24 protein-coding genes are annotated in these 22,302 nt (G+C 41.5%); 21 read left to right on the forward strand and 3 right to left on the reverse strand.

Going from position 1 to position 22,302, the window contains the following annotated elements; translation table 11 throughout:
* The first annotated feature begins 5 nt into the window (after window positions 1-5).
* The 12 genes from ACQCVE_RS00130 (at window position 6) to ACQCVE_RS00185 (ending at window position 12,654) form a co-directional block, all read left to right on the forward strand.
* Window positions 6-2,216, forward strand: a complete 2,211-nt coding sequence (locus ACQCVE_RS00130; RefSeq protein ID WP_426845653.1) for a sugar phosphate nucleotidyltransferase — start codon at window positions 6-8, stop codon at window positions 2,214-2,216.
* Between the two features lie 86 nt (window positions 2,217-2,302).
* Entirely contained in the window at window positions 2,303-2,452 is a 150-nt protein-coding gene (gene rpmG, locus ACQCVE_RS00135; RefSeq protein WP_426845655.1) for a 50S ribosomal protein L33, read from the forward strand.
* A gap of 452 nt (window positions 2,453-2,904) precedes the next feature.
* On the forward strand, window positions 2,905-3,471 hold the full coding sequence (locus ACQCVE_RS00140) for a 5-formyltetrahydrofolate cyclo-ligase (protein WP_426845657.1): 567 nt from the start codon (window positions 2,905-2,907) through the stop codon (window positions 3,469-3,471).
* On the forward strand, window positions 3,464-4,261 hold the full coding sequence (locus ACQCVE_RS00145) for a DUF92 domain-containing protein (RefSeq protein WP_426845659.1): 798 nt from the start codon (window positions 3,464-3,466) through the stop codon (window positions 4,259-4,261). Before ACQCVE_RS00140 ends, ACQCVE_RS00145 begins: the two co-directional genes overlap by 8 nt.
* 241 nt (window positions 4,262-4,502) lie before the next feature.
* Window positions 4,503-4,679, forward strand: coding sequence for a hypothetical protein (locus tag ACQCVE_RS00150; protein ID WP_426845661.1), 177 nt, complete (start codon window positions 4,503-4,505; stop codon window positions 4,677-4,679).
* A gap of 244 nt (window positions 4,680-4,923) precedes the next feature.
* A complete protein-coding gene (locus ACQCVE_RS00155) occupies window positions 4,924-6,093 on the forward strand; it encodes a rhomboid family intramembrane serine protease (protein WP_426845663.1) in 1,170 nt (389 codons plus the stop codon).
* Between the two features lie 170 nt (window positions 6,094-6,263).
* Window positions 6,264-6,473, forward strand: a complete 210-nt coding sequence (locus tag ACQCVE_RS00160; RefSeq protein ID WP_426845665.1) for a YqgQ family protein — start codon at window positions 6,264-6,266, stop codon at window positions 6,471-6,473.
* 52 nt (window positions 6,474-6,525) lie between these two features.
* A complete protein-coding gene (locus ACQCVE_RS00165) occupies window positions 6,526-7,494 on the forward strand; it encodes an ROK family glucokinase (protein WP_426845667.1) in 969 nt (322 codons plus the stop codon).
* A 426-nt stretch (window positions 7,495-7,920) separates the two neighbouring features.
* Window positions 7,921-9,810: an LTA synthase family protein gene (locus ACQCVE_RS00170; RefSeq protein ID WP_426845669.1), complete on the forward strand. Its 1,890-nt coding sequence runs from the start codon at window positions 7,921-7,923 to the stop codon at window positions 9,808-9,810.
* A 133-nt stretch (window positions 9,811-9,943) separates the two neighbouring features.
* Window positions 9,944-11,065, forward strand: coding sequence for a M14 family metallopeptidase (locus tag ACQCVE_RS00175; RefSeq protein WP_426845671.1), 1,122 nt, complete (start codon window positions 9,944-9,946; stop codon window positions 11,063-11,065).
* A 166-nt stretch (window positions 11,066-11,231) separates the two neighbouring features.
* On the forward strand, window positions 11,232-12,287 hold the full coding sequence (locus ACQCVE_RS00180) for a hypothetical protein (RefSeq protein WP_426861183.1): 1,056 nt from the start codon (window positions 11,232-11,234) through the stop codon (window positions 12,285-12,287).
* Window positions 12,288-12,336: 49 nt separating this feature from the next.
* Window positions 12,337-12,654, forward strand: coding sequence for an MTH1187 family thiamine-binding protein (locus ACQCVE_RS00185; protein ID WP_426845675.1), 318 nt, complete (start codon window positions 12,337-12,339; stop codon window positions 12,652-12,654).
* Window positions 12,655-12,684: 30 nt separating this feature from the next.
* Here ACQCVE_RS00185 and ACQCVE_RS00190 read toward each other — a convergent pair whose 3' ends face one another.
* A complete protein-coding gene (locus ACQCVE_RS00190) occupies window positions 12,685-12,858 on the reverse strand; it encodes a DUF2759 domain-containing protein (protein ID WP_426845677.1) in 174 nt (57 codons plus the stop codon).
* Window positions 12,859-13,053: 195 nt separating this feature from the next.
* On the opposite strand from ACQCVE_RS00190, the gene ACQCVE_RS00195 reads away from it, so the two are divergent.
* Both ACQCVE_RS00195 and ACQCVE_RS00200 read left to right on the forward strand, forming a co-directional pair.
* Window positions 13,054-13,686 (forward strand): MBL fold metallo-hydrolase, encoded by a 633-nt coding sequence (locus ACQCVE_RS00195; protein ID WP_426845679.1) that lies wholly within the window; start codon window positions 13,054-13,056, stop codon window positions 13,684-13,686.
* Window positions 13,687-14,742 (forward strand): SAM-dependent methyltransferase, encoded by a 1,056-nt coding sequence (locus ACQCVE_RS00200; protein WP_426845681.1) that lies wholly within the window; start codon window positions 13,687-13,689, stop codon window positions 14,740-14,742.
* Window positions 14,743-14,868: 126 nt separating this feature from the next.
* On the opposite strand, the gene ACQCVE_RS00205 is transcribed toward ACQCVE_RS00200, so the two are convergent.
* Window positions 14,869-15,114 carry a DUF2626 domain-containing protein gene (locus ACQCVE_RS00205; protein WP_426845682.1) on the reverse strand — a complete coding sequence of 82 codons (246 nt, stop codon included), beginning with the start codon at window positions 15,112-15,114 and terminating at the stop codon, window positions 14,869-14,871.
* 234 nt (window positions 15,115-15,348) lie between these two features.
* Between ACQCVE_RS00205 and ACQCVE_RS00210 the strand changes: the two genes are divergently transcribed.
* From ACQCVE_RS00210 to ACQCVE_RS00240, 7 genes are all read left to right on the forward strand, one after another.
* Complete coding sequence (locus tag ACQCVE_RS00210; RefSeq protein WP_426845684.1) at window positions 15,349-15,729, forward strand: Spx/MgsR family RNA polymerase-binding regulatory protein; 381 nt, start codon at window positions 15,349-15,351, stop codon at window positions 15,727-15,729.
* Between the two features lie 108 nt (window positions 15,730-15,837).
* The gene (locus ACQCVE_RS00215; RefSeq protein WP_426845686.1) at window positions 15,838-16,083 is read left to right on the forward strand and encodes a hypothetical protein; all 246 of its coding nucleotides are present in this window, start codon (window positions 15,838-15,840) and stop codon (window positions 16,081-16,083) included.
* Between the two features lie 162 nt (window positions 16,084-16,245).
* Window positions 16,246-16,722 carry an ATPase, T2SS/T4P/T4SS family gene (locus ACQCVE_RS00220; RefSeq protein WP_426861185.1) on the forward strand — a complete coding sequence of 159 codons (477 nt, stop codon included), beginning with the start codon at window positions 16,246-16,248 and terminating at the stop codon, window positions 16,720-16,722.
* A 25-nt stretch (window positions 16,723-16,747) separates the two neighbouring features.
* Window positions 16,748-18,223, forward strand: a complete 1,476-nt coding sequence (locus ACQCVE_RS00225) for a recombinase family protein (protein ID WP_426861187.1) — start codon at window positions 16,748-16,750, stop codon at window positions 18,221-18,223.
* 254 nt (window positions 18,224-18,477) lie between these two features.
* Window positions 18,478-18,750, forward strand: coding sequence for a YjcQ family protein (locus ACQCVE_RS00230; protein WP_426861189.1), 273 nt, complete (start codon window positions 18,478-18,480; stop codon window positions 18,748-18,750).
* Window positions 18,751-18,974: 224 nt separating this feature from the next.
* Window positions 18,975-20,444 (forward strand): HEPN domain-containing protein, encoded by a 1,470-nt coding sequence (locus ACQCVE_RS00235; RefSeq protein WP_426861191.1) that lies wholly within the window; start codon window positions 18,975-18,977, stop codon window positions 20,442-20,444.
* A gap of 357 nt (window positions 20,445-20,801) precedes the next feature.
* Entirely contained in the window at window positions 20,802-21,374 is a 573-nt protein-coding gene (locus ACQCVE_RS00240) for a hypothetical protein (RefSeq protein ID WP_426861192.1), read from the forward strand.
* Between the two features lie 42 nt (window positions 21,375-21,416).
* Here the strand turns inward: ACQCVE_RS00240 and ACQCVE_RS00245 are convergent, their stop codons facing one another.
* Window positions 21,417-22,274 (reverse strand): DUF5677 domain-containing protein, encoded by an 858-nt coding sequence (locus ACQCVE_RS00245; RefSeq protein WP_426861194.1) that lies wholly within the window; start codon window positions 22,272-22,274, stop codon window positions 21,417-21,419.
* Window positions 22,275-22,302 lie beyond the last annotated feature (28 nt).

Genomic DNA, 22,302 nt, shown 5'->3' on the forward strand with positions numbered 1-22,302 from the left:
TTCATATGAAAGCAATAATCATGGCAGGAGGAATGGGTACCAGATTACAGCCCCTTACATCAAGATTGCCCAAACCCATGGTTCCGCTGCTGAATAAACCGGTCCTTGAATATGTCATCCTCCACTTAAGAGAGAATGGATTTACGAGTATTTTCCTTTCCCTTTGCTGGAATAGCCGGGTCATTGAGGAGTATTTTGGAGATGGTTCCCGGCACGGCGTCCAGATCTCTTATTTGATTGAAAAAAAGCCGCTTGGCACAGCCGGCTGCATCAAGCTTGCGGAGCCCTTCCTCAAAGAGTCTTTCTTGGTCGTCAGCGGCGATACGATCAGCAATTTCAACCTCGGAGAAGGAATATCAGCTCATAGGGAATCAGGCTGCATCGCAACGGTATTTGGTGTGAAGAAGAACCAAACAGGAGAATATGGGAGCGTCATTGCCGGAAGGAATGGACGGATTCTCGGCTTTTCAGAAAAGCCAAGCCGGACCGAAGTCTACAGTGAGTATATTAACACCGGCATGTATATCTTTGAGCCAGAGGTCTTCAATTATATCAAAAGAGGAACACCTCAGGATATCAGTAAGGATATCATGCCCAAGCTTCTCACGGATGGTCTTCATATGCATCAAGCTGCTGGATACTGGTCCGATATAGGCACTCATTCAGAGTACAGGGGAGCGCAATACGATTTGCTCGACGGCATAAAAGGCCTCTCACCTGAATGGATTTTTGCTTCAACTTCCAGTGAGGAGAGAATCCATATTGAACAGGGAGCTGTCATAGAGCCCGGAACAATACTCACCGGCCCTCTATTTATAGGGAAGGGTACTGTAATCGAAAAGGGAAGCAAAATCGGCCCGTATGCGATACTGGGTGACAGTACACACATAGCTGAGGGGTCGAAGATTGAACACTCTATTTTCTGGCATCATCAGCGTATTCACTCATATGCCATCGTCCGGGGATCCGTTTTGGCAAGCAGCTGTGAAATAAAGTCCTTCAGTGAATTGCAAAATGGGTCCGTTCTGGGCGAAAATGTAGTTCTGGAGGGGGATAACGTGGTGAAGGAGCAGGTTCGGATCTGGCCTGACCAAACGGTAGCACCGGGAGTTATATTGAATGATACCTTTTCTGCAAGGTATCTGGCAGATGCTTTGCTTTTCAGAAAAAGAGGCCATATCCATCTTGCCATCGCAGAGGGAGGAGGCGTTAAAGCGGCGAAACTTGCACAGGCATTTGCCGCCTCTTGCGGAAAAGCAGGCGTCATTGCCGGAAGTGACGGCAGTGCTCTTTCTTCCTTATTCTTGAGTCTGTTCACCGAATCGCTCCGATCGTTCGGCTGTCCAATCTATGCAGAAGAGGATCCGCTTTCACCTTCCGCGTTAAGGTTCGGATGCAGCAAATTGAACAGGATGGGGGTTTATGCGGTTTCTTCCAAAGATTCGTGCTCCTTTCTTTTCTTCGACGGAGGGGGACAGCTCCTTCCATCTGAAATAGAAAAATCAATGCAGCATCATTTTTCAAAAGCGACAATGGTTACAACCGAGGTGCCTGGCATAAAAACGAGAATAGCGGGCCTTGCCTTTGAATATGAGAGCTCATTTCTAAATGCTTATTTCCCTAATGAGAGTGAAACTTACGGAGCGGAGCTTGATGCGCTTTCATACCGTTTTCACAGGGATTGGCTGGAGCGGGCAAATTTTACAGTGAGGCTGTCACCGGCTGAAGCCCGTGATTTTAAAAATGCCGATCTTGTCTTTCTTCTAAATGAAAAAGATCAAAGCCTTCAGCTAAAAGGGGAGAACGGAGACCTGCCCATCACGGCTTCCGTCTTATCAGAGCTCCTGCAGGAGAGTCAGTCTATTCCGGAGACCGACAGCCCATTGCAGCTGCTGATCTATTTGCTGAAAGGAATGAAAGAGAAGCCGGCCGTTAAGACGAAACTCATACTCTATTCAAAAGCTGCTTACGAGCATATTTCGTGTCAGCACGGACAGGAAACCAGAGTTTTGAGCAGGCTGATTTCAGACGAGGATTTTGACCGGCTCCGTCTTTCTGAAGGAGTCAACATCCACCATGCAGATGACAGCTGGACGAGAATATCGGCTCTCCAGGACCGCTCGGCTTTTTCCGTAATAACAGTCAACAGCCGGCCCGAAGAAGCCTTAAAAACAAATGAGAAATACACAAGGAAAATAAAACACTTTCAAAAATAAAAAATAAAGTGGAATTTCTTAAACAACAATGGTATGATGTTAAAGTCTGATTAGATTTAACGATTGAAGAGTTTGGAGGGATAAACATGCGTGTGAATATTACACTTGCTTGCACTGACTGTGGTGAGCGTAACTATATCTCTAAAAAGAATAAACGTAATAACCCGGATCGTATGGAGCTTAAAAAATACTGCTCCAGAGAGAAAAAAATGACAACGCACCGTGAAACAAAGTAAGCAGCAGGGAATTTATTCCTGCTGTTTTTTTGTGTGCGGAGCTGCTGATGCGCCTGACCCTCACTCTGCTAAAGCACTAAAGCTCTGGCACCACCTCACCAATCCCATACGGAGCAAGGCACTAAAAGTCCAAGTCCCCGTACCGCTGTGCGTTAAAGCAGCAGGGGCCTGGCACAGTGCCTGACCCCACCTTCACTGCCGTACTAAAGCTCCGGCACCTGATCCGGCAGACCTTGCCACATAACGCCTGACTGCATTTTGTCTCTGACCCCCGGCCCTTTAATGTACTAAAGCTCCGGCACCGCCCCAGCATACCGGTAAACGGAAAACGCTGAACATTCACCAGTGCAAGGTCAGCCCCGGCACCTCATAAAATATTTCAGCGGATTTGCTGTGAATACGATTTCGAACATATATAATGAAACCAATACATATAAAAGCGGTGAATCAAAATGAATAAAACAAGCCTGCGGGAGCAAATGAAAATTCAGCTGCAGAAAATGACCGACCATGAATACTCCGTTTACTCTGACCGTCTGGAAAAGCAGTTATTTCAAAGCACGTTGTGGAAGAATGCCGCCGTTATCGGTTTAACAATCTCTCAAAACAGGGAACCAAATACAAGAAACATCATCAGAAGAGCATGGAGCGAGGGGAAGCAGGCGGTTATTCCAAAATGCTTTCCTGCTGAACGAAAAATGGAATTCAGAGTACTTACCTCCTTTGATCAGCTGGAAACGGTCTATTACGGGTTAAAGGAGCCAATCCGGGAGATGACTGCGTTGGCGGATAAACGTTCAATCGATGCCATCGCTGTGCCGGGTTTGTGCTTTGATTCCAGAGGCTACCGGATCGGCTATGGCGGAGGGTATTATGACCGCTTTTTAGAGGATTACCGGGGACAAACAGTTTCACTAGCCTTCTCTTTCCAGGTTCTTCCTCTCGTTCCTGCTGAACCCTTTGATGTTCCGGTGCAAAGGATCATAACTGAAAAAGAGGTGCTTCATTGCTGTGACTAATCCGATTCACATTATAGGGATCTTTTTAATCGGCTTCATTTCTCTTGCGGGCTGGAAGATCCGCTCCCTGACTCTAACCGGAGCAGCTGCAGCGTTCCTGACAGGAATGCTGATCTATCTGGGGTATGGGTACCAGGGTCTGCTGCTGCTTGGAGCCTTTTTTGCAAGCTCAAGCCTGCTGAGTAAATTTAAAAGAAACCGGAAACAAGCTGTCGATGAACTGTTGGAAAAAGGGGACCGCAGGGATTCAGTCCAGGTATTTGCAAACGGAGGGATTGCCTCCATTGCCAGTTTCATGTTCTGGCTGACCGGTGCAGATCTATGGACGGCTGTCTTTTGCACGTCAATCGCCGCGGCAAACTCGGATACGTGGGCTTCGGAAATAGGAACCCTTAGTAAAAGAAATCCCAGACTGCTGCTTTCACTAAGAAAAACAGTAAGAGGGACATCGGGTGCGGTTTCGATGCTTGGAACAGGAGCGGCTGCCGCCGGGGCAGCCTTCATCGCCATCCTGTCTGTTATGGTATTTAACCTGAGCGTGCAATGGGGAGTCATGATTGCCTTGATTGGATTCTGCGGCAATCTGGCGGATACAGTTCTTGGCGGATCCGTCCAGGTAAAATATAAATGTCCAGCCTGCGGAAAAATCACAGAGCGGCGGTTACATTGTGGTGTCGAAGGACACGTCTTTCAAGGCTATTCTTTTTTTAATAATGATGCAGTCAACATCATTTCCATTGGATTTGCAGCCGTATTGTCAGCTGGAATTTTCATCTTTTTTTCTTTTTGACGAAGAGCACCGCGTATAACAAGCGTTTCGGTGAAACATCGGGATCTGTTAACGCTTTCCAGCGGATGGTTATGCAGGGCAGACCTCAGCGCTCACTTCTGTGGGGTCCATAATCAGTCTAAAGCCTTCCGCATCAATCAGCATGGGTTTGGGGTCAGCTTCCTGTTTAATCAGAGCCATATTCAAAAGATACGGATAAAATAGGCAGAAGCGGTAAAAAGTATGAGCAGGAGGGATTACGATGAATCGATTGACTGGCTACCTGCTCGCAATCATTGGCGGCTTTCTGCTATATCAGTTTAGATACCGTTTGCTGAACATGATTCTTGGAAACCCGGCAATGCGCGCATTTTTTATCAGGCTTTCTTTAAGGCTTCCTTTTGTAAGAGATAAGTTTATTCACAAAGCCTTTTTCTAATGCAATATTTGGATAAAGAGCACCGGCATGCCTGGTGCTTTTTTGATGCGCTTATGGCGTGGTACCTCCTGCATAGATAATAGGACAGTACATAGGGCATCTGATGAAAATAAGAGAACATTCTCACCTTGAGCCGCAGCCATAAAGGACCCTGAACCCTTTAGGCCGAAGTGCTTTGCCTTTCTATTTACTATGCAGTCTTGCTATAATATCCATAACAAAAATGGACGCTGGAGAGATGGCGATGTCACTAGAACAGGAAGTATTACACTGGAATTTAATCAATCAGCTGATTGAAAAGAAGTTTCGTATCGTCTCATTGGCTGAAGATCACAGTGAAATTTGGCTTGAAAGTCAAAGGGGAGCAGATTTTCAGCTGCTTCGGATTTCACGTAAAGAGACCGATTGGGGAAATCAGCTGGAGCAAGACGTGTCCCGGGCTGCAGAAAAATTTGAGGAAATCAGGAAAAGTTCAGGCCGGAAATCAATGAACATCCTGAATGTTTATCTTTCATCTTATCCGCCGGTGGATGAATGGGAGCATCTTGTCGAAAAACCGTATTCCCGCGGAAACACGGTTTTAAAAAATGTCCTTGTATATGATGAAAACCGGTCTGCTGCACTCATGACGATAGAGGATATGCTTTCCGTCCGTTTTCATGCCGGTGCTCCGGAGATAGACAGCTATGAGGAACTCAATCGCTATAAAACGACAGTCATAGAAAAAGAAAATCACCGGATTCAGGAAGAAAGAAAGGTTTTTGAATATGGAAAGCCGAAATTCACGAAAATCCTGCTCGCTATTCAAATTATTCTTTTCTTTTTAATGGAACTCTCCGGAGGAAGCCAGAACAATCAGACGCTCGTTGATTTTGGGGCTAAATTCAATCCGTACATTGTTGAAGGGGAATGGTGGAGGCTCGTTACGCCTATGTTTCTTCATATCGGCTTTATTCATCTGCTAATGAATTCAGTAGCCTTGTATTTTATTGGGGACGCAGTGGAAAAAATGTTTGGATCCGCCCGGTTTCTGGCCATTTACTTCTTTTCGGGCATCCTCGGGACCCTTGCAAGCTTTGCCTTCAGCAATTCTATTTCCGCCGGAGCTTCCGGAGCAATCTTTGGATGCTTCGGTGCACTGCTTTACTTGGGAGTCGTGGAGCGCGATCTTTTTCTCCGCACCATCGGACCGAATATACTGGTCGTGATCGGCATTAATCTGGCGCTGGGCTTTACCATTTCAAATATTGATAATGCCGGCCACATCGGAGGGCTGATTGGCGGCCTGGCTGCAGCGTTTGCCGTGCAGCTTCCTTCCCAGCCAAAATCGTTCCGTCAGGGTCTCGCAGCAGCCTCAGGGCTGGCAGTTGCTGTTTCCCTGGCTGCGTTTGGGTATTTTTCGAATATAAACTAAAGCATAGCTAGACGGCGCATGCATGCTGAACTGGGTCTCCCGCCATACAAGCTGCCAGCACAGCAGCTTGTATGTTTCAGCCTGGAGACGGCGCTTATTTAATGCTTGACTCAAGCACGGTTCTTAGTTACCTTATAAATGGATGTACTGTCGTTAAATGAGGTGAAGGTTTGAAAACGGTTTATGATGTGCGGCAGCTTTTAAAAAAGTATGGAACCATTATATATGTCGGTGACCGGGTGGCTGATTTAGAGCTGATGGAAGATGAGGTCAGACAGCTATATGAGTCAAAGCTGATTGAGACTCAGGACTTTCAAATGTCGCTGCTCATTCTGCGGCAGGAAGCTCAGATGGAACGCAGGAAAAGATCAATGAACTGATACATATTTGTGCAAGCGGTTTCCTAATACGATAGATAAAGGACGGAGAGACATGAGCGAAAAGTTGCTGGTTGGAGTAGATTTGGGAGGCACCACGATAAAAATGGCTTTTATTTCCCTTTATGGCGAGCTGGTTGAGAAGTGGGAAATCCCTACAGATAAAACAGGAAAGAACATAACGCTTGATATTGCAAAAGCAATTGATGCCAAGTTAATTGAACGGGGCGAAACGAAGTCGAAGCTCGCGGGAATCGGTATGGGGGCTCCAGGGCCTGTAGACCTTGCGTCAGGCCTTGTTTATCAGACCGTCAACCTCGGCTGGCTGAACTACCCGCTTAAGGACCATTTAGAGGTAGAAACAGGACTTCCCGCTGTTATCGATAATGATGCCAATATCGCGGCAATTGGGGAAATGTGGAAGGGTGCAGGCGACGGTGCGAAGGATGTCATTTTAGTCACTCTCGGTACGGGAGTAGGCGGAGGAATCATTTCAAACGGCGATGTAATTCATGGAGTGAACGGTGCCGGGGGAGAAATTGGGCATATTACCTCAATCCCGGAAGGCGGGGCACCATGCAATTGCGGGAAAACCGGCTGTCTTGAAACGGTAGCATCAGCTACAGGAATCGTCCGGATTGCAAAAGAGAAAATCAGCCTGTCCACTCAGGAAAGCAAGCTGCGGAATGTTCTTAAAGAGGCAGGAGAAATTTCTTCAAAAGATGTTTTTGAATTTGCAGCAAAGGGCGATCCGATTGCTCAGGAGGTTGTAGAGTTCGTCACCTTCCATCTCGGGCTGGCGCTCTCAAGCCTTGCGAATGGACTTAATCCTGAGAAAATCGTGATCGGCGGGGGCGTATCCCAGGCGGGAGAATACTTGCGGGTGCATGTTGAAAAGTATTTCAAGCAGTTTGCCTTCCCAAGGGTTGCACAGGGAGCGGCCATTGAAATCGCAACACTTGGCAATGATGCCGGGGTCATCGGAGGAGCATGGCTGGCTAAAACACTGCTTACGGATTATTAATGAAGACGGAAAAAGAAGCGTATATTAAAAAGGAGCCTGCTGACAGGCTTCTTTTTTTAGGAATCGCGAAGCTGATGCTGCGGCCGGGAGTATATAAGCCATCGTTGAATCAGTGAAGCAGAAATTCCTCCCTCAAAAAGGAATAAACGCTTTTACGATGAGAAAACCTTTGAAAACTTACGTAACATAATAAAATTTATTTAAAAAAGCTGTAATGTAAAGGGGGTTTGCCCCCTAAATACAGGGGGTAAAGATTACAGTCAACATATAATTCTACCATTTCATTGTAATGTTAATATTAAAAGCATTGATTTTTTGTAAACGAAGTATTAAGATATGATTTAGCTTGTTTATAACCTGCTTACTTAAATTGGGAAAAGAATAGATATAGTCATGCGCAGTTCTGCCGGATGAGGAGGTCAACGAATGCGTAAAAATTCACTATCAAAAATTTCATTCTTACTTATAGCTACATTATTTATGTGGCTTAAAACGTACATTGTCTATAAAACTAGCTTTGACATTAAAATTGAAAATTGGACACAGGAAGTGATCCTTTTCATTAATCCCTTAAGCTTCCTGTTATTCATTTATGGAATCGGGCTGTTTATGAAGGAACGGAACCGAAACCGTTTTGTATTCATAACAAGCATCGTTCTGACAGGGGTGCTCCTGGCAAACATGGTGTTCTACCGGTTCTTTAATGACTTCCTGACCATACCGGTCCTGTTTCAGTCCAGCAACATGGGAGATCTTGGGAGCAGTATTTCATCCCTGTTCCAGCCGGTTGACGTTTTATTGTTTGTTGATTTAGTCATTCTGTTCTGGCTTCTTCGCAAGCCAGCTTTCCGTACGGATATCCGTGCTACAAGAAAAGAGCGTTCTGCTTATTATCTAATGGTCGCAGCCGTATTTTTCTTTAACCTGGGACTTGCTGAAACAGAACGTCCACAGCTGCTCACGAGATCATTTGACCGTGAAATGCTTGTTAAAAACATCAGTGTGTACAATTTCCACGTATATGACGGGATTATTCAGTCGAAAACCTCAGCACAGCGTGCAATGGCTGACAGTACGAATTTAACTGAAATCCAAAACTACATTAAAGCAAACAAAAAAGAACCAAATCAGGATATGAAGGGGATTGCCGAAGGACGAAACGTCATTATGGTATCACTTGAGTCCACACAGAACTTCGTAATGGACGGAGCAAAAGTGAATGGACAGGAAGTTTCTCCTTATTTGAACGATCTCGCGAAACAGAGCTACAATTTTACGAATGTCTATCACCAGACCGGTCAGGGTAAAACATCTGACTCTGAGTTTTTGACAGATAATTCTCTTTACCCGCTCGGACGCGGAGCTGTTTTCTTTACAAACCCGGATAATGAATACAATTCAGCTCCGGAAATTTTAAAGGATAAGGGCTATACATCCGCTGTCTTTCATGCGAACAACAAGTCTTTCTGGAATCGTGACTTAATGTACGATTCATTCGAATACGATCGATTCTTCGATGTGAACAGCTATAAAGTAACACCTGAAACATCTGTAGGGTGGGGCTTGAAGGATAAAGAATTTTTTGAACAGACTGCCACCCTCATGAAGGATTTGCCTCAGCCGTTTTACTCTAAGTCAATAACGCTGACAAATCATTTCCCGTTTGAGCTGAGTGAAGAAGATCAATCCATTGATAAGTTCGATTCAAACAGCAAAACGCTGAACAACTATTTTACAACTGTCAAATATCAGGATGACGCGGTTAAAGCATTTATCGAAAAGCTGAAAGAAGAAGGGGTCTATGAGAACTCTATTATTGTCTTCTACGGCGACCATTACGGCATTTCTGAAAATCACAATGAAGCGATGTCTAAATATCTTGGCAAAGAAATTACACCTTTCGAATCGCAGCAGCTTCAGCGTGTACCGTTTATCGTCCACATTCCGGGCGTGACGGACAAGAATCCGAAGGAAATCGATACAGTTGGCGGCCAGATTGACATTCGGCCGACAATCATGAACATGCTGGGAGCAGACACGAAGGATCAAGTGGAATTTGGAAACGATCTGTTCTCCAAAGACCGGCTCCCATTTACCGTAATGCGTGACGGAAGCTTCGTAACCGACAAATATGTTTATACGGATAATATTTGCTACGATAAGAACACCGGCAAGCCTGTAGAAGATAAAGGAGTCTGTGAGCCTTATTTAGAAAAAGCGAAGAAAGAACTCGACTATTCCGATAAAATTATCTACAGTGACCTGCTAAGATTCTACAACAAGGAAGACGAAAAGAATCCGGCAGAATCAAAATAGCAAGCTAAAAAGCTTTGGCCTAACAGCCAAAGCTTTTTTAGCGGAAACAGCATACGGCCTTCTCCTTATTTTCAAGGGTTCAGAAAGGGGTGCAGCGCTCATAAAATGAATGGTAAGGAAAGGGGGATTATCATTGGAAATTAAACTGAAAAAAAGCACAGGCTTAACCGAGGTGGCAGAGCATTTTGAGCTTCCGGCGGTTCTGATTGAACAATCCAATCCGGATAAAAAGGATTCGTTTCAGGCTGGTCAAATACTAAAGATTCCAGGATTTGAGTGGAAACAGACACATGGTGAAATTGAAAGGTTTTATGAGCCGGCTCATCCCGGAGAAGGATTTGTGGCAGCGGTTAAGGCTGAGCGGCATCTTTCATCAAGGAAAAAACCGTACACCTCCTCCTGTTTGTATGCAGATATAGAAAAATTAGTACAAAAGTACCCGTTTATTCAGCAGCATATAATTGGAAAAAGTGTGAGGGATAAGCCTATAATAGAGTTAACATTTGGAACAGGAAAACGACTCGTTCATATGAATGCCTCCTTCCATGCGAATGAATGGATTACTTCCGCTGTATTAATGGATTGGCTGGAACAATTTGCTAATGACTTGATTTACGGGGAATCCAGGTTCGGCCATCCTTCTCTTCAGCTTTACACTCTAAATGCTCTATCCATCGTACCCATGGTCAATCCTGACGGCGTTGACTTAGTCCTGCAGGGTCTTCCGGAAGAAGACAGTATACGTAAACTCGTCCTTCCAATAAATAATGAATCCACAGACTTTTCTCAATGGAAAGCAAACATCAGAGGAGTCGATTTAAACAATCAGTATCCGGCTTATTGGGAAATTGAAAAGGAAAGAAAAATCCCTAAATCACCAGCACCAAGAGATTATCCGGGAGAATACCCATTATCTGAACCCGAATCCGCCGCTATGGCTGCTCTTGCTGAGAGGAAACAGTTTGACCGTTTGCTTTGTTTCCACACACAAGGTGAAGAGATTTACTGGGGTTACTTAAACAAAGAACCGGAAGAGGCCTCATTAATCGTCAAGGAGTTTGCCATCCTGAGCAAGTATACGGAGGTTCGGAACATAGACAGTCATGCCGGCTACAGGGACTGGTTTATTCATGAATGGAGCCGCGCAGGGTACACCATTGAGCTTGGGTCTGGGGTCAATCCTTTGCCGCTTGACCAATACGAAACCATCCTTCAAAGAGGGGAGGGCATTTTCCGGGCTGCCCTGTATATGTAAAGGAACGATCCATGAGGCTTTCATCAGGGGATTCAGCCCCTGATGGAAGAACCGTTCACCCATTTCCCTCTGCTCTTCCCATAAGGGTACATAATGTTCTATCAGCTTGAAATCCGCGTTAAATGGTCCGTTAAGTCGGCACACGTTAAAGAAAGGTGAAGCAGGAATGAGTATAAAACAAGGCCGTTTATTGGCGGCAGTGCTGGCCCTGGCAATGATAGCAGCAGGCTGTGCAAATGAACCGGAGAAAAAGGCTCCGGCTGTTGATGCCAACGTGCAGACAACAGATAAACAGACAGTGATACCATATGAGGCGGATGAGCAAACCTTTCAAACAGTAGGGGGCTGGCTTGATGACAAGACGGTTGTTCTGGCGGAATATGATAAAAAAGAGACCACTTTGTCTACCTATGATTTTTCGGAGGGAAGCAAAAAAGAACTTTACAGGGCGGACATGGCAGTAACGCATGTAGAGGTGAACGGAACCTATATTTTAATGCAGGGTAGTTCTTCAGCCAATACAACGAATCTCCTGCTGATTGATTCAAAGGGGACCAAGCGGTTTGAAAAGGAATTTTCCTCCCACGATCTGTCATTTTCGTGGAGCGAGGCGAATCCGGACCGGCTGTTCGTGACCGCGTTCAATGAAGACTGGACATATGAGACCGCCATTTACTATCCATTGACCGGCTTCGAGGATGCTGATCCGATCGATGCTCCTTTTGCAGAATGGAGCGGGAACGGAAACCTGTTTTTTGCGAAGGATGGAGGAGGCAAGGGCTCTCCGCTTTATCAGTATGATGTTCAAAAGCAGGAAGAAAAAAAGATGGCGGATGAAGTTTTATCCGTTTTTTCCAGGAATCATACATGGATTACGCTGAGCTATGAAAACGACAGCCCTGTCTTTATCGTTCAGGACGGCATAAAAAAACAGCGCTTTCCTTCTTCTCTTAAAGAATCAGAAGGAAGCCTGGATCTTCCTAAAATAGAAATCAGCCCATCTGAGCATGAATTCATAACCTACGAGTACAACGAAGAATCTGACCGTCTGAATCTTGTAAGTTTCTCTCTGCTGGATCAAAAGAAAACCGTTCACATTAAGGACGCACTGAATATGCCTTTAATGTACTCACCGGACGGTACCAGAGTGTTATACGGCTTTCAGCTGGAGAAGGTCATTAACCTGCTGACGGGGAGCCTGAAAACTCTTGTTACGTTTTAGCCCTTTTAGGGATGTGATATACTGATGAAAACGAAAGGCGGTCAAAATTATGCCCATTGCAGATGTAACCATCATTCCAATAGGAACAGATACTCCGAGTGTGAGCGGGTACGTTGCCGGGATCCAGAACATTCTGGAATCCTATAAAGCGGAAGGAAAAATCGATTATCAGCTTACCCCGATGAATACATTAATCCAAGGGGAGCTGCCGATGCTCTTTGAGGTCATTCAAGCCATCCATGAGGCCCCTTTTCAGGAGGGCATATCCCGGGTCGCAACCAACATCCGGATTGATGACCGGAGAGATAAGGAAACAACGATGCAAGGAAAGCTTGAGAGTGTTCAAAAGCATATGAAACGTACATAAAAAAGCTGGCTCTGTAAGCCAGCTTTTTCTTTAATGGTGAGTCGGATATCCGTGGAAAATGACCGTCATAACAGTAAACCAGCCGAAAACGCCAAGTGTAGCCACGCAAAACATGATTCCCATCATGTTTTTTTCTTTAAAGGCGCGCAGCAGTCCATATACGGCTAATAATGAAATCAACGTAAAGATAATGACTAACCCCATTTGCCAATCCCCCTTGCGATCACTTCTGGAAAAAAATGAAACAAGTTCACTACATATTTTAAACGTTTTCAAAATGAATGTCGAGGTAAAAATAAGCTTTTGAAAGCGATGCCATAATAGCCCTCCCGGATTGAAACTTTGCCGGTTTTCCTTAATAATAGGGGTAGACTAAAATCAAATTGAGGTGCTGTCATTATGAACTGGGAACGAATTCCATTAGGTCCTCTGCAAACGAATTGCTACCTGGTAAGCAGCAGGAATAAAGAGTGCATGATTATTGATCCTGGGAGTGAAGGAGACAAGCTGAATCAGCTGATTCAATCAAGAGGTTTAAAGCCGCTTGCTGTGCTTCTTACCCATGCCCATTTCGATCACATTGGTGCAGTTGATGATATACGCGGACGATGGAATATTCCTGTCTATATCCATAAAAAAGAAAAAGACTGGCTGCCTTCGCCGGAGCTTAACGGCTCTCATTTTTTCGGAGCAGGTCCAATCCATGCGAGACCTGCAGATGAATACATTCAGACTGGCGAGACACTTAAAATCAGTGATTTTTCCTTCAAGGTTCTGCATACTCCCGGTCATTCACCAGGCAGTGTTTCCTTTTACCATGAAGAAACAAGATCGGTATTCAGCGGAGACGTGCTTTTTAAAGAGGGAATCGGCCGGACGGATCTGCCTGGAGGAGACCACCAAGTATTGCTCTCAAGCATACATAATCACCTGCTCCAGCTGCCGGAGGACACGATGGTGCTTTCAGGACACGGGCCTGAAACGACCATTCAGGATGAAATGGACCGAAACCCTTTTTTAAACGGGTTTTAAATGAAAGGGATGATGGTGCAGCTGATCAGGGAGAAGGGAGGCTTCCTTTCCTTTGATGAGTATATGAGAGAATCCCTGTACCACCCGGATCATGGCTATTACATGTCCGGGAGGCCGAAAATCGGCAAGGCCGGTGATTTTTATACGGCCAGCTCCATTTCTTCTCTATACGGTGCCCTGATGGCAGGGTGGTTTTTAGACAAAGTCCGTTCCAATGAAATCCCTCCGGTTTTCTGTGAAATAGGAAGTGGAACGGGATCCTTTCTCCGCGCTTTTCTTGATGAATGGAAAGCCCAGTCTCCTGAAACCTTTGAACGGGGGACCGTATTCAGTGTTGAAAAAAGCCCGGCTCACCGTCAAAGAGCGAGAGAGCTTGGAGTAAAGGTACTCCCAGGCATCGAGGATCTTCCAGCCGGCTTTTCAGGAACGATTTTCTCAAATGAATGGCTGGATGCACTTCCGGTAAAATTGGCAGAAAACTCTGGAGGAGTCGTAATGGAAGCAGGCGTCGGAGCGGATCAGGAGGGACAGCTCGTTTTTATGCATCGCGAGGACAACAACGGTGAGCTTGCCTCCTACCTCAGATGGGCAGAAATTCCTCTGAAAAAGGAGAGCAGAATAGAGATTCCGCTGGAGATGCTTGAGAAATTGCAGCAGCTGAATGAAAAGCTCGGCAACGCCTATATAGTCACGGCAGACTACGGTCATTTTTCGGATCTTCTTGTTCAGAGAAAGCAAGGGACAATTCGCGGCTACAGAAATCACATCCTTTATGAGCATCCGCTGGCTTATCCGTATGAAATGGATTTAACGTATGACATTCCGCTCACAGCCTATTTGAAAAAGACAGGAGAGCTGGGCTGGGAGGAGCTGGCCGTGCAAAAGCAGACCGAATTTTTCTGGGATAACGGGCTCGCTGGCTTTTTACAGGAAGTACAGGACCCTGATCCGTTTTCTGTTGCATCAAAAAGGAACCGCGCCATTCGTTCCCTCCTTTCACATGAAGGGATCAGTGAATCGTTCTATATTATGGTACATAGAAAAGGGGCAGTCTAGAAAAGTCCCGCTAAGAGCAAAGAAAAACCCCCGGTATGCTTATGAAGCTTGCGCATACCGGGGGTTTAATTTGTAAATGAAAAGGACATCACCTGCAGCAGGCAACTGACTGGACAGCCCCGTTTTTTAATGGCCTCCCTGGCCAGGCACCATCATGAAGGTGGTCCAATAGGTAAAGCCTACAAAGAAAACGGTTAAATAAGCACCGAAAATATAAATATACATCCGCTCTGATAATTTAAGATAGGATAAAAAAACAAAAAAGACCGTTTGAGCAAAAAATAAAATTGAAGTTTCCGGCATATCCCCTAAATAAAACATGACTGCGAAAATTCCAGTCCAGAATCCGAGCACACGAAACATGCGGTCCATATGCAATTCCTCCCTTACCCCTCTATTCCATCCCTCTTTATTATAAAGGACACTTCCTTTCATTGTAAATAAGCGTTTACATTTAGCTGTGAAGGACTTTTTAAAAAAAATGAACAGGCTGTGCATATTGATGTACAAAAGGTGTACAATTAATGTACAATACAAATACAGATAAATAATCAATAGAAAAAATATAAATTAAGCCTTTGAATAACCTTGAGGAGGAACATTTAAATGAGCGAACTTACTTTTTTCACGTACCCAAGCTGTACATCCTGCAGGAAGACCAAGCACTGGCTGAAAGCAAACGAAGTTGATTTTGAAGAAAGACACATGTTCCGCGAAACTCCCAATGCAGAGGAGCTCAAGAAAATTCTGGAGCTGACTACTGAAGGCATCGACGAAATCTTGGCTACAAGAAGCCAAACGTTCAAAGACTTAAATCTTGATATTGAAGATATGAACCTGTCAACCTTACTTAAACTGCTGACCGATGAACCGAAGCTGCTGCGCAGGCCGATCCTGACTGACGGGAAGAAGCTTGTAGTCGGCTACAATCCGCAGGCGTTGAGCAAACTGTCAAAAAATAGCCTGCTTCATATGTCCGTCTCTTGATCATGTCACCCTGAGGGGTGATTTTTTCAATTCTTTTACTTTGAATACATTTCCTGTTGTGCTATATTTAATGCAAGTTGTTCTTTATAATGAATGGGAGGCGGAAGCATGACAGGATTCAATTTTTATCTTGAAGGTGTAAACATGCAGCCTGTGTCGGTTAGCTATGAGAAACCCGATTATACTTCGCCTGAGAGCAGCCTGGTAGCAGCAGCAAAAGACTTTGAAGCGAAAAGCAGACTCACTTACGCAGGACATAATCAATTAGAAGGCGGCTACAGGATTTATTATGAAAAGTCCTCTCTGTTTAAATCCAAAAAAACATACATCTACTATGTAACGGAAGAAAAATAAGAACAATCCTTTTGCCGTTTTTTATTCAAAAAACGGTTTTTCTATTGTAAGGAAAAAGGATTTTCAAGAACTGTACACCCTGGATAATGGTTTTTTGCCAATATGACAGAATCTCTCCATCCGTCTATACTTCTGTTTAAATACAGGAAAGGAGAGAATTGATTGCAGGAAATTGAAGCGTTATGCGCAAGCATCGTTCTTAAAGCCATTGAACTCCACGCATCTGACATTCACATTGTTCCAAAGGAAGAATTTACAGAGATTCTTTACCGGATAGACGATGATCTTCTCAATCAGCAGAAGCTTCATCGGGATGTATCACAGCGGTTGATCTCTCATCTTAAATTTGAAGCTTCTATGGATATAGGAGAAAGAAGGAAGCCGCAGAGCGGTGCTCTTTCAGTAAAGCTTGATGATCTGGAAGTTCCGGTCAGGCTTTCCACCCTGCCCACCATCTACGAAGAAAGCATGGTGATCAGACTCTTATCCTCCGGGCAAACACCCCCTGCAGCACGCATCTCCCTCTTTCCATCCGCTACTCAAAAACTTCTCTCTTTTTTTTATCATTCCCACGGACTCATGATTTTTACAGGGCCAACTTGTCTAGTATGTGGGGACAATGTTATTATTTTATTATAAACATTAAATAAGGACTGATAAATGAGTGATATATTCCCAATCCAACATAAAGAATGTATGTATATATTTAAGGCTTTCAAGAGATGAAGAAGGTAAAGGTATTGAAGAAGTATTAAGAAACCACCGGCAAACCTTGATTGATCTAGTTAATAAAAATAACTGGTCTTATGAAGTATTTGAAGAAGTTGCTTCATCAAAAACAATTTCCAAACGTACAGAGATGGTTAAATTGATTAAACGAATTGAACAGTATCATTTTGATGCCATTGTTGTTATGGATATTGATAGATTAAGCCGTAATGAATATGATCAAAGCGATATAAAAAGACTATTGTACAATACCGGAACATATGTGGTAACCCCATATAGATTATATGATTTAAGGAGTGATGAAGATACGTTACTTTTAGGTATTACTGGTTTGATTGCTTCACAAGAATACAAGATGATTCTGAAACGTATGCAAAGGGGTAAGATGTTTGCACAGAAAAAAGGACACTGGACCAATGGGCAACCCCCACTTGGTTATGATAAAAATCCTATGACAAATAAACTTGTAACCAATAATCGTGCTGAAGACGTTGAATACATATTTAACCAAATTGTAGAAGGTACTTCTATTTCAGGTTTGCTAAAACAACTAGAATTGATGGGGATTAAAACCAAGATGGGTAGTCCCTTCAGGTATAATTCAATTAAAAGATTAGTAAACAACGAGTGTTACAAAGGAATGATGGTAAGCAATAGAGGTATTGGTAAAAATATTGGGGTACGACCAAAAGAAGATTGGATTGTAGTCCATAACAATCATGAAGCAATAGTTAGTGAAAGTGTTTGGGAAAAAGCTAACAAAATTGTAAATGAATACAGTTTTAAAGCACCAAGAAGTAAAAACAGAATTTACCCAACAAGTAACCTATTATTTTGTGGGCAATGTGGTAAGGTTCAAGGATGTAACTATCATCCGCATATTGACAAGTTTTATGTGAAAGTATGCAGTTGTGGTAACAGAACGTTTCATTACAATCCGGTATTAAAAATGGTTAAAGAAAAAATATTGGATTATAAGCAGGAGATACTTCAAGTTATTAAAGGGATAGATGATGGGTTGAAAGATGACACCACGGAATACACAATTCAGCAACTTACAAAACAAATTGAAAAGGTAAATAAGGCATTGCTGAATATTGACTTTCTTTTTGAAGAAGAAGAAATTGACTTCCTTACCTATAAAGAACGAAAGGCAACAAGGCAGAAACAGTTAGAAGCGATAGAAACGGAACTTCAGCAAGTAAAAAATAGAGATCAAAGGGTTGTCAAGGATGCGTTAATTGAACAGATGCAAGTTATTGAAAAGTTGTTTGGTAATTGGCATTTCCTTGATGGAAAAGGATTAAGTGATGAAGAAGTAAACAGATTGTTACATTATTTAGTTGATAAGATTAAGTGGACCTACAAAAAAGGAGGCACTGAACCCAAATTAGAAATAACTTATAAATAAAGTAATACTAAACCTTCTGTATAAATTAAATCACAATTTCCTGATGGGGAATTCAGGGAATTTTGAACGTCTGCTTCTTAGCTTGAAACCTTCAGGGGTTTTTTGCTGAAAGGCAGACATTTTTGTGTCCAGCCGTTTTCCACCCTTCAAAAAAATTCAGGCAAAAGTCAAAAACATAGTCAAGAACTTAAAACATAAAAACAAGGATTTATGATGTAAGCTGTCGAAATGATGCTGAAAGGGGATGATGATAAGTGGACAGAAGAAAACTGCTATACAGCATCTTAAAGGAACTTCAGGATGGTAACGAACCGAAACAAACAGACTATGAACTGGATAATGAACAGTGGGGGGAAATGCTGGAATTAATACGTGATGAAGGTTATGCAAAGAGTGTAACTGTTCAACGTGGCGGAATAGGTAATCCAGTTGTATATGCTTGGTTGAATAAAGCAAAGATCACTTTCAAGGGTATTGAATATCTGGAAGCAAATAACGCAATGGCAAGGCTATATAGTGGATTATAGGAAGCACGTGATTGGATTAAGTTGTAACTGAAAAGTGAAAATAACTTTAATAAACGTCTGCTGATCAGAGTAATACATTCAATTGTATTTACTGAAATGCAGGCTTTTTATGTTCAGCTGCTTAATATAAACAACTTAAATTAAAATACCTGCTAATTCCTAATAATAGATAATATGGATTATAATAGAATTACATCTAATTAGTTCATAAGGGGTTGGTAAAGATGGGGAAAGTTAAAATAAAGGATCAAGACTTATTTGGCGAGTTTCAAATAAAAGGTTACTGGGGACTACCTAATTCTGACAAGAAGATATCAGGTATTCTATTTTATAAAAGTGATGAAATTAAGCTGGAACTAAACGGGACACTTGATAGTAATAGTAAGGAATCACTATTCAAATACTTAGATATAGCACCAATAATATTGGGAGATTCAGACTCTGGTGAAAAATTTACTCTTTTAAACTGTACAAACTCTAATTTTTCTTTTAATTTAACAGTGAATGGCTTTAATACAGAGACCTATTCTATTGATTCAATTATTGTAGGTGGACATTTTAATTCGGTTGATGAAATATCTTTTCATTCGATTGCTATTTATCCAACTTACTTCTCAAAGTGGACTTCGAAATCTCCATTTGTTAAAGAATACGGACTAAAAGATGGCACTATAGGCACTCTAAATAATATATCATTTCCGGATGTTGATTTATTCGAAGAATATATACCTTCCATGAATGCTAAAGTAAAAGAAGTGTTCTTTACAAATGTAACGGGGGATTATTCGGATAATTTCAACTACACTTATAAAGGTGGATTGAAAATAATTCCAGATGAATGGAAAAGTTTTAACGAGTTTAATGAGGTGTTATATCAGTTTCTAAGACTTTACACATTACTGGTAGGATCACCTACATACTTAGAAAAAGTAGTTTTTTATGGAGAAGAAAATGCACCCTTTAATAAATTTGAACAAAGAAAGAAGTATTATTTTTTCAAAAAACAAAAAGATATGAAGATTATAAATAATTTCACTAGACATGATTCTTTAATAAACTATGAAACCATAAAGGATAATTTTAGCCAAGTGATTGGGTTATGGTTTGAGAAGAGTGAAGCTTTAAAGAATATTAAAGATATTTATTTTACTGATTTCTATATGGAAATGTATTTGGAAACACGATTTTTAAATGCAGTTCAAACTTTAGAAATATACCATAGAAAAAAGAATTACGATGTACCAATGGATAGCGAAGAGTACATGGAAAACTGCCAAAAATTATTATTTCAAATCCAAGGCAACTTTCCGGAAGACTTTTCTGAAATTATTATAAGTAAACTTACTTATGGTAACGAGTACTCACTGGGGAAAAGATTAAGGACAATTATTAAAGAATTGAACCCAGAAACTAAAACGTTTTTAATTGGTAACAGCGATGATAGAAATAGATTTGTCCAACAATTAGTAGAAACAAGGAATTATCTAACGCACTATGACTTAGAAAACAAACAAAACGTTTTACATGAGACTGATGAGATCTACTATGCTTTTCAAAGAGTGAAGGCAATTTCTACAATAGTGTTATTTAAAGAAATCGGTTTAGATGAAGATATAATTTTAAGCAAAATAATGGAAAACAGTAAATATTCAAACTCAATTTCAACTGCTAAGAAGGTATTAAATAAATGCTAGGGATTTTCAACATGAAAAGGAGAATACGTTGAAAAAGTTGGCATTGTTTTATGAAAAAATTAATAATGTAAAATTCCCGAAAGGCAATAGTTAATATAAAAGACTAAGTAATTTATTTTCTATAAGGAATAATTTTGTTCATAGTAAAACGCTGCTTTGGAAACATTTCTTAAAGACACCGAAGAATCCAACGCAAGATATCTATCGTATATAAATGCAATGTTTGGAAATAACAGAGTAAATGCTACTAAGCAGGTATTTTACGAAGAAATACTTAATGACTCCTTTGATGTTTATAGTCATTTAAATCAAATTCTTAATAAAAGTTAAAATACAGAAATTTCAAAGGGGGATATCATGCCGAATTGTGATTGGGGAAGACCTTGTAACTGTCTTGATTGCCGCACGAACAGGTTTAGTATTCATTGTGAAGCATGTGGTTTTGATACGATGGTTTCATATGTTATGAGTGAAGTTGGTGGTCATACCGATAAAAAAGGAATGTTCAGTTATGAATTTAAGGAACAAACTGAAAAGTATTCAGAAATAAACTGTTTTAAATGCGGAGAATACAAAAATAACGTTCCTTATTTTGAAAAGATAGAAGTGGATATTAATAATAGTAGGCTGAATCAAAGGACATGCGTGGCTTGTGGTGTTAAAGAATTAGAAACTTTTAGAAAGATCAAATATAAAGTGTGGAAAAATGAAACATTCTGCACAGGTTGTGTTGAAAAGCAATTCATGAGTGAAGTTCCAAACCCATCTACAAATGAAAAAGTGTTTAAGGTTGATACAAGCAATATGAAATATATATTGGAAAAGGTGAAAATTCCTTGCAATACATGTGGTAGGCAACGTTGGTTGAATGTAGAAAATCAGTGGAAAAAGCAATGTACTTCTTGTTACAAAAAGGCATTAAAAAGATAAATTTTAAATTGTTCGAAAAGTAGGCAGCTGTTGCTTGCTTTTTCATTTATAGAGACTGTTTTCATTTTCATTTCTCATATTTAACCATTCGTAAAAGTCAAGGTAGTTATCTAATAGTTCCGGCTTGTATTTTTTCACAAGTAACATAGTGCATATATTAGTTAATTGGCATGCTAACAAGATATTATCAAGTTCTTTTGGAATGCCTCTTAATGGAAAAAGGTATTGCTTTTTATTTATTTCATCACTATATACTCCGTCCAATGCGTTATATCCGTGTGCTTCCATAGAATAACTAGAATATATAAGGGGAGATGTTCCTCTTATACTCCTAGCTAAAGCTGAAAAAGAATTGGCTTTATCGTCATAAAGTGAATACCACTTTGGATATCTTTTTGAACCTGTACTTTTATACTTTCTATGCCATCTTTCATTAACAGAACTTATTGTTTTGTTGCTGTTCAAAAAGGTTTCCATAAATTCAATTCTTCTCCGTAAATCTTCGATCTTAAACCTTTTTAAGATATCCCCTTTATTAATTTCTTTTTTAAACCAGTGAAGATGTTCGTTTGAATATGAAACTTGATATGCTAACGCACGCTTTTCAATCAATTGTGGCTTTTCGAAAATGTGCTGAAAGCCTATAGTAGTCTCATACTGACTTCGTATCGTAGTTATAAGTGCACTATTTGATCCATGATCAACAAGTATATAAATACCATCAGTCTGTTCAAGAATTTTCCTATACATAGCCAAAATAATTGAATCACTCTGTTTCAGTCCCTTTATTTCAACACACTTTTTTAAGATATTTTCACCATATCTAATTGTTTTACTAATGGTATCAAGTACTGGGAACCCTGCGTGAGTTTCCACCTCAATGTATAGTTCATCGAACAAACTAAGCACCTCCGATTGCTATCTTCCT

The sequence above is a fragment of the Metabacillus sp. 113a genome, assembly GCF_050107635.1.
GTDB lineage: Bacteria > Bacillota > Bacilli > Bacillales > Bacillaceae > Metabacillus_B.